Source organism: Streptomyces caeruleatus (assembly GCF_001514235.1).
Classification (GTDB): domain Bacteria; phylum Actinomycetota; class Actinomycetes; order Streptomycetales; family Streptomycetaceae; genus Streptomyces; species Streptomyces caeruleatus.
The window spans coordinates 194,395-200,587 of the sequence record NZ_KQ948940.1; the positions used below are offsets into that span (position 1 = coordinate 194,395).

8 protein-coding genes are annotated in these 6,193 nt (G+C 66.7%); 6 read left to right on the forward strand and 2 right to left on the reverse strand.

Annotation, left to right across the window (positions count from 1 at the left end):
- Positions 1-76: 76 nt before the first annotated feature.
- Positions 77-730: a MerR family transcriptional regulator gene (locus AQJ67_RS37980; protein ID WP_079056436.1), complete on the reverse strand. Its 654-nt coding sequence runs from the start codon at positions 728-730 to the stop codon at positions 77-79.
- Positions 731-952: 222 nt separating this feature from the next.
- On the opposite strand from AQJ67_RS37980, the gene AQJ67_RS37985 reads away from it, so the two are divergent.
- The 4 genes from AQJ67_RS37985 (at position 953) to AQJ67_RS38000 (ending at position 3,039) form a co-directional block, all read left to right on the forward strand.
- On the forward strand, positions 953-1,870 hold the full coding sequence (locus tag AQJ67_RS37985; RefSeq protein ID WP_062724065.1) for a hypothetical protein: 918 nt from the start codon (positions 953-955) through the stop codon (positions 1,868-1,870).
- A complete protein-coding gene (locus tag AQJ67_RS37990; RefSeq protein WP_062724037.1) occupies positions 1,867-2,202 on the forward strand; it encodes an abscisic acid-deficient protein Aba4 family protein in 336 nt (111 codons plus the stop codon). Before AQJ67_RS37985 ends, AQJ67_RS37990 begins: the two co-directional genes overlap by 4 nt.
- Positions 2,203-2,407: 205 nt before the next feature.
- A complete protein-coding gene (locus tag AQJ67_RS37995) occupies positions 2,408-2,635 on the forward strand; it encodes a type II toxin-antitoxin system VapB family antitoxin (protein WP_062724038.1) in 228 nt (75 codons plus the stop codon).
- On the forward strand, positions 2,632-3,039 hold the full coding sequence (locus AQJ67_RS38000) for a PIN domain nuclease (protein ID WP_062724039.1): 408 nt from the start codon (positions 2,632-2,634) through the stop codon (positions 3,037-3,039). Before AQJ67_RS37995 ends, AQJ67_RS38000 begins: the two co-directional genes overlap by 4 nt.
- Positions 3,040-3,163: 124 nt before the next feature.
- Here AQJ67_RS38000 and AQJ67_RS38005 read toward each other — a convergent pair whose 3' ends face one another.
- Entirely contained in the window at positions 3,164-3,502 is a 339-nt protein-coding gene (locus tag AQJ67_RS38005; RefSeq protein ID WP_062724040.1) for a hypothetical protein, read from the reverse strand.
- Positions 3,503-3,591: 89 nt separating this feature from the next.
- Here AQJ67_RS38005 and AQJ67_RS38010 point away from each other — a divergent pair, with 89 nt between their 5' ends.
- Positions 3,592-4,164, forward strand: a complete 573-nt coding sequence (locus AQJ67_RS38010) for a 3'-5' exonuclease (RefSeq protein WP_062724041.1) — start codon at positions 3,592-3,594, stop codon at positions 4,162-4,164.
- A 257-nt stretch (positions 4,165-4,421) separates the two neighbouring features.
- Positions 4,422-6,193: type ISP restriction/modification enzyme (locus tag AQJ67_RS48010; RefSeq protein WP_341846189.1), on the forward strand; the 1,772-nt coding region annotated here is incomplete at its 3' end.

A 6,193-nucleotide genomic window follows, 5' to 3' on the forward strand; every position in this document is an offset into this window, starting at 1 on the left:
TCGTCACCCCGTCCCCTGGCCCCAGCGCCAGCCCCACGCTCCGGCCCGGCGATGCCGTCCGCACCCGGCGAACATCTCAGCTCGTCTCGTGCTCCTTCGACCCGTCCGTGCCGTACATCCTCGCCGAGGCGTCGACATGGGCCAGCCTGCGCAGCGCGCTGAACACCGCCTCACCGAGTACGGTGCCGATCACCACGCTCTCCACCATGTCCTCGACCGCCACGCACCGCGCCACGTATGCGAGGTCGGCGCGGGCGACCTGCTCGGCGGCGTCGGCGTATGTGTCGAGTACCTCGACGAACGCGCTGTGCCCCAACCGGCCCAGGGCGGCGAGGGCCTTGGACAGGTCGGCCGCGGCGGGGTTCGACTCGTGCACCTGCCAGCCGCGCCGGGAGACGAGGTCGGCGACGACGGCATGCGCGGACGCCGCCTCGGTGTCCTCGTGCTCATCGTGTGCGGTGCCGAGAGGGTCTGCGGCCGCGCCGAGCACCTTGTGCAGCGGACGCGCCGGATCGTCGATGGCCGCCAGTACGTTCGCGATTTCGGCCACCCGCATGCCTCCCACATCGAGCAGAGCGCGGACCAGTCGCAGCCGACGCTCGTGCGTCTCGTCGTAGCTCGCCTGATTGGGGCTGGTCAGCTCGCCCGGAGGCAACAGCCCTTCACGGACGTAGTACTTGATCGTCGGTACCGGCACCCCGGTCCTTCGGCTCAGCTCTCCGATACGCACTGCCGGTTCACTCCTCGGCCTTCGCCCTGTTCGCCGCGCCGGCCCTTGCCAGCCCGCCACCCATGATAGATAGTTGGCCTATCGGATAGCGGATAGCGCTACTATCTACTTCAGGGAGTAGTCATGCCCTCCTTACGTGTCTCCTCGCCGCCTGCGCCGTCGCGGCAGCGCTCGGCGCCGTGGCGGTCGTGGCATCGACCGCTGGTGCTCTTCTCGGCGGCCATGGTGGTGATGGCGGTCATATCCGGGGCGGGGCTCGTGGTCGACGACCGCGTTCTGGCGGGCGCGCCGATCTGGTCGAAGCCGTTCAAGTTCTCGGTGTCGTTCGTCGCGTACGGCCTCTCCCTCGCCTGGATGCTGTCGCTCCTCACCGGCGGGCGACGCGTGGGCTGGTGGGCGGGGACCGTCGTCGCGCTCGCGAGCCTCGTCGAGATGGTGATCATCACCGGACAGGCGGTACGCGGGAAGCGCAGCCACTTCAATCACGAAACCCCTTTCGACGAGGCGCTGTTCAACGCCATGGCGGTCACGGTCGTCGTCCTGTGGATCGGCACGCTCGTCGTTGCCGTACTACTGCTCCGCGCCCGGATCGCCGACCGTGCGTCCGCCTGGGCGATCCGCTGCGGCATCGTCCTGGCGTTGGCCGGGGCCGCCGTTGGGTTCCTGATGACGCAGCCGGCGCCGGGGCAGCAGCGCGGCGTCTCCAAGGTGGTCGGCGCGCACAGTGTGGGCGTGCCGGACGGCGGTCCCTCGATGCCGCTGACCGGCTGGTCGACGACCGGCGGTGATCTGCGGATCCCGCACTTCGTCGGCATGCACGCGCTGCAACTCCTGCCGTTGCTGGTCATGGTGCTGACCGCCCTCGCGCCGCGCTTCGCCCGCCTCGCCGACGACCGGGTACTGCTGCGCCTGGTGCTGCTCGCCTCGGCGTGCTACGCCGCTGCCTTCGCTCTGGTGCTCTGGCAGGCGCTGCGCGGTCAGCCGCTGACTCATCCGGACGGATCAACGCTCGCGGGGGGCGGCCTGATCCTGCTGGTCCTCGCCCTCGGGGGGTACGGATCCCTGCGGCTTCCGAGCCCCTCTCCGGGCAGGACAACTACCGCTGAGGGTGCCGTTGCACCGACGGAGTTCGTGTCATGACCGGTCTTCTCTTCGAGCTCTCCTTCTGGCTGGCGGCACCCGTCTGGCTGCTCATGATCTTCGCGCCGGCCTGGGGCCCGACAGCTCGCATCGCGGGGTCACCGTGGACGGCGGTACCCGTGCTCCTCGTCTACCTCGCACTCGCGGTCCCGGTGTTTCCCGAGCTCTGGACCGCCGTCAGCAGCCCGGACCTCGACACCTTCCGCGACTTGACGGCCCTCCTGTCACCGTTCGGACTCCTGCTGTTCCTCGGCATGCGCGCGGCCCGGTCGCGGCGCACGTCAGCCGTACCGCGCTCTGACGCGATGGCGCTCAGCGCCCGTCCCCAGTAGGGAGAAACGGTCTCCAGAAACCCGTCAGGGGCCTGATCCACTTAGTGGCTTCGTCCCGAATGGAGTCCCCCGGCTACTCCTGGCCTGTCCGTGCTGCCCTTGGGGTGCTCGTCGGTCCGCAAGCGTCAGAACTGGACCGATCCCCCTCGCGATACATTCGATCATGTATATTGATACATCGTCTGGTGTATATGGAGGTGGGCTCATGAGTAGAACCGTCATCGATCTCGACGACGACGCGCTGGACGCCGCAGCGAAGGAGCTGGGCACTTCCACGAAGCGGGACACCATCAACACCGCCCTACGTGAGATCGTCGCACGCAACCGTCGCTTGCGTGCCCTGCATGAGCTGCAGAATCTCGCGGATGAAGGCGCCCTCGACGTCGAACTCCTCTTGGACAAGCGCAACTATCGAGGTGGTTCCGCGCGGTGAGCGTTGCCGACTACCTCATCGATACGTCGGCCCTGGCTCGCGTTCTGCTGCGTCAGGCAACCGAAGACTGGGAGCAGAGGATGGGCGCCGGTTTGATCGCCCTGTGCGACCTCACCGAACTGGAAGTCCTCTACTCCGCACGTTCCGCGAAAGACCGCGCGGCCATCCAGGAACGGCTGAACCAATTCACCTGGTGCCCCATGCCCGACGGCGTCTACCGGCGCGCCCGAGTCGTGCAGCGCGAACTCACCAACAAGGGTGAGCACCGCAGCGCCGGAGCCGTCGACCTCCTCGTGGCCGCAGCTGCGGAAGAAGCAGGACTCACACTGCTGCACTGCGACCGCGACTTCGAAACCATCGCTCGCACCACCGGGCAGCCGGTCCGAACGATCGACCTCAAGTAGCCCATCATCAATGGCTCGATCTCGGCGCGCTACGCCCGTGTGACCCTGGCATGCGCGACCGTCCCAAGTCGGCCTGACCGAGAGGAGGAGCTGCGCACTGAGCCGATGCTCGTGAGCGCGGCTCTCAGAGGTCAACTGGCGAGGAGTCGTCCCCGAGCCGTGGGACCATGCGTGTCATCATGTGCTCTTCCAGGCCGGTGGCGTAGATGGCGGCTCGGGTGGTGGCGGGGTGGCTCGGTGGCCAGATCCCGCGGCGGAAGACGCAGCGGTTACCGCGGAAGAGCACCACTGTCGTGGCGGCGATGACCACGTCGCCCGTCGAGTCGGGTACGACTTCGCAGGTGAGTGAATCGAGTTCGCCGCCCCGTCGTTCGCACAGATCCTGGACGGCCCGGAGGGCGGACCGCAGGAATACGTCCGTGTATTCCTGCGGCCCGCCCCAGCCGGCGGCGTCGTCAGCCACCGCAGTTGTGCATCGCGCTGTCCGTCGAGGCCAGGACGACCTCGCCGCCACCGACGCCGGCATCGAGATCCGCGGCGGACCGCGGGCAATTGCTGCGCACCAACTACCGCAACAGCAAGGAGATCCTCGACACGGCGCTCGCGGTCGTCGCCGAGGATTCCTTCGAGGACATCGACGGGCTGCGCACACCAGGCCGCCGAGACGTCGACCTCACGTATCACGACGGCCAGGTGATTCGCGTCTCGAAGCCAACGCCGGCCGAACACGACCAGGCCCGCCTGGAGGCCCTGCGTGCCCTGCGGCCCGGAGCCCGCGCCGATACCGCGGTGCTGTGCCCGTCCATGCGCTCCATCGGCCACTACCAGCGGCACCTTGAACGGGCGGGCATCCCCGTATGCCTGCTGGAGCACTACGACCGCCGCCCTGTCGACGCCGCCAAACTCGGCAGCTACCACCGGGCCAAGGGTTTGGAGCTCAAGCGCGTCTACCTCCCCGACTACGAGACGACCTTGGTGAACGGCTCCCGCACACCCGACGCGAAACCCTCGGAAACCGAGCGCGAGCGCAACGAGCTGGCCCGCAGCCAACTCTTCGTGGCTATGACCCGAGCCCGTGATGTGCTGTGGCTGGGGAGCGCGAACCGGCAGCCAGAGGGGCGATGACGGAGAGGGCCTGTGCGCCAGGTCGCGTACGAAATCCCGGTTGCCACTCCGCGGGGTGGCCCCGTGGTGATTACGTTGCCGCGGTTCGTGGCTCGAAGCCAGGACTCCTGCTGCCGATCAAGCGGCGGCTTCGAGTGGCTGTGGTGCGTGCGCTCAGAGACAAGGACTCGTATCCGACCCACTCATGGCGTCGCCCCAGGGCCTGTTCTTCGCCCGATGCGCTCTTCACAATCTGCTGCCTGCTCTTTACCTTCAGTATGAGCGTGGGTGCCGGGGATGGGACCCGGCGGGTTCGAGAGCAGGGTGCGGCCGTCAGGTTCGCACAATCCGTCGGCCGCTTTGACCGCAAGGGGGCGGCATGGCGGTACGAGCAGATCAACGCGGCACGTACGAAGAGACCGTGCGGCTGGCCGTATCCGAACCTGCACGTCTTCTTCTGGCGCTGGGGGACCTGGAAGGTTTTCGATGCCCACGATGACGCACCGTTCGGTGTGGTTGCCTACATCACGCCGAAAGCCTGGCTGAAGAGCCGTGCGTTTGCTGGCATGCGCCGCTACCTGCGGAAATCAGCCGACGAAGGCTGGATCATCGATCTCTCACCTGAAGGTCAACGATCTGCCGGAGCGAGCCGCCTCTTCCCGGACGTCGCCCAGGAGTTATGCATTGCCGTGTTCGTGCGTCGACGAGAAGAGCACCGCGGGGATGGCGCTCTCGTGCGCCATCTGAAAGTGCATGGGCATCGGGACGACAAGGCCCGGCGGTTGCTCAGTTTGACCCTCGACGATCCCGAGTGGCGTGACTGCGCCACCGGAGACACAGACCCCTTCCTTCCGGAAGGAGACGACCTATGGATGAGCGCGCCCCTCCTCAGAGACCTGATGCCGTGGTCCTCGCGGGGCGTGACGCCCGGCCGTGTATGGGTCTACGCACCAGACGAAGCGACGCTGCGTAAGCGATGGCGCATCTTCCTGGGAGCCGAAACGGCCGAGCGGAGGAAGCTTTTCGGAGAGGCCAGGGATCGTACGATCGACAGCCAAGTGACGCCTCTTGCTGGCACGACAGGCTATGACGCAACTCCGTTACGACAGGAGCAGCGACCTCAGCCCGATCCAGTCCAGGTTGGGTACCGGTCCTTCGATCGCCAGTTGATCCTGCCGGATCATCGACTGATGGTGGTGGCCCGGCCGGACCTCTGGCGGGTGCGGGGAGACCGGCAGGTGTTCACGGTGGAGCAGAACGCTCATCCCGTCGTAAGCGGCCCGGCCCTTGTGTTCAGCGCGCTGATACCTGACATGGACTACTTCAACGGACGCAGCGGTTGTGTCCGGCCCCTCTACCGCGACGCACTGGGCGAATCTCCCAACATCGCTCCCGCCCTACTCGACGTTCTCTCACAACGGCTCACCACGCCAGTCACGCCTGAAGACTTCCTGGCCTACATCGCCGGGGTGATCTCCCATCCCGCCTACACCGACCGCTTCCGAGGAAATCTCGAAGATCCTGGCGTCAGGGTGCCACTGACCGGTGATGTTCTTCTGTGGGACCGTGCAGTTCGCATCGGCCGCCGTGTGCTCTGGCTGCACACATACGGGGACCGCTGGGCGGACCAGGCAGCAGGGCGCACGCGCGAGAAGCTACGGCTTCCCTCTGACCGTCCTCGCTGTGTCGTGGAGATACCTGACACCGAGGAGGGAATGCCGGAGGTTCTCCGATACGAGCCAGAAGAGCAGCGCCTGTGGATCGGTTCGGGATGCATCGCGCCGGTGCCGCCATCCACCAGGGAGTATCAGGTCTCCGGGATGAACGTACTGGACAAGTGGTTCGGCTATCGCCGGAAGAAGCCAGCGGGCAAGCGACGACTGGAACTCGACCACGTGGTGGCCTGTCGTTGGTCTCCCGATTGGACAACCGAGTTGCTGACGCTACTCAACATCCTCGGCTTGTTGGTGCAGGAGGAACCGGCTCAACGAGAACTGCTCGAAGCGGTCTGCTCTGGCCCTCTCATCTCCGCACGGGACCTGGCGGAGGG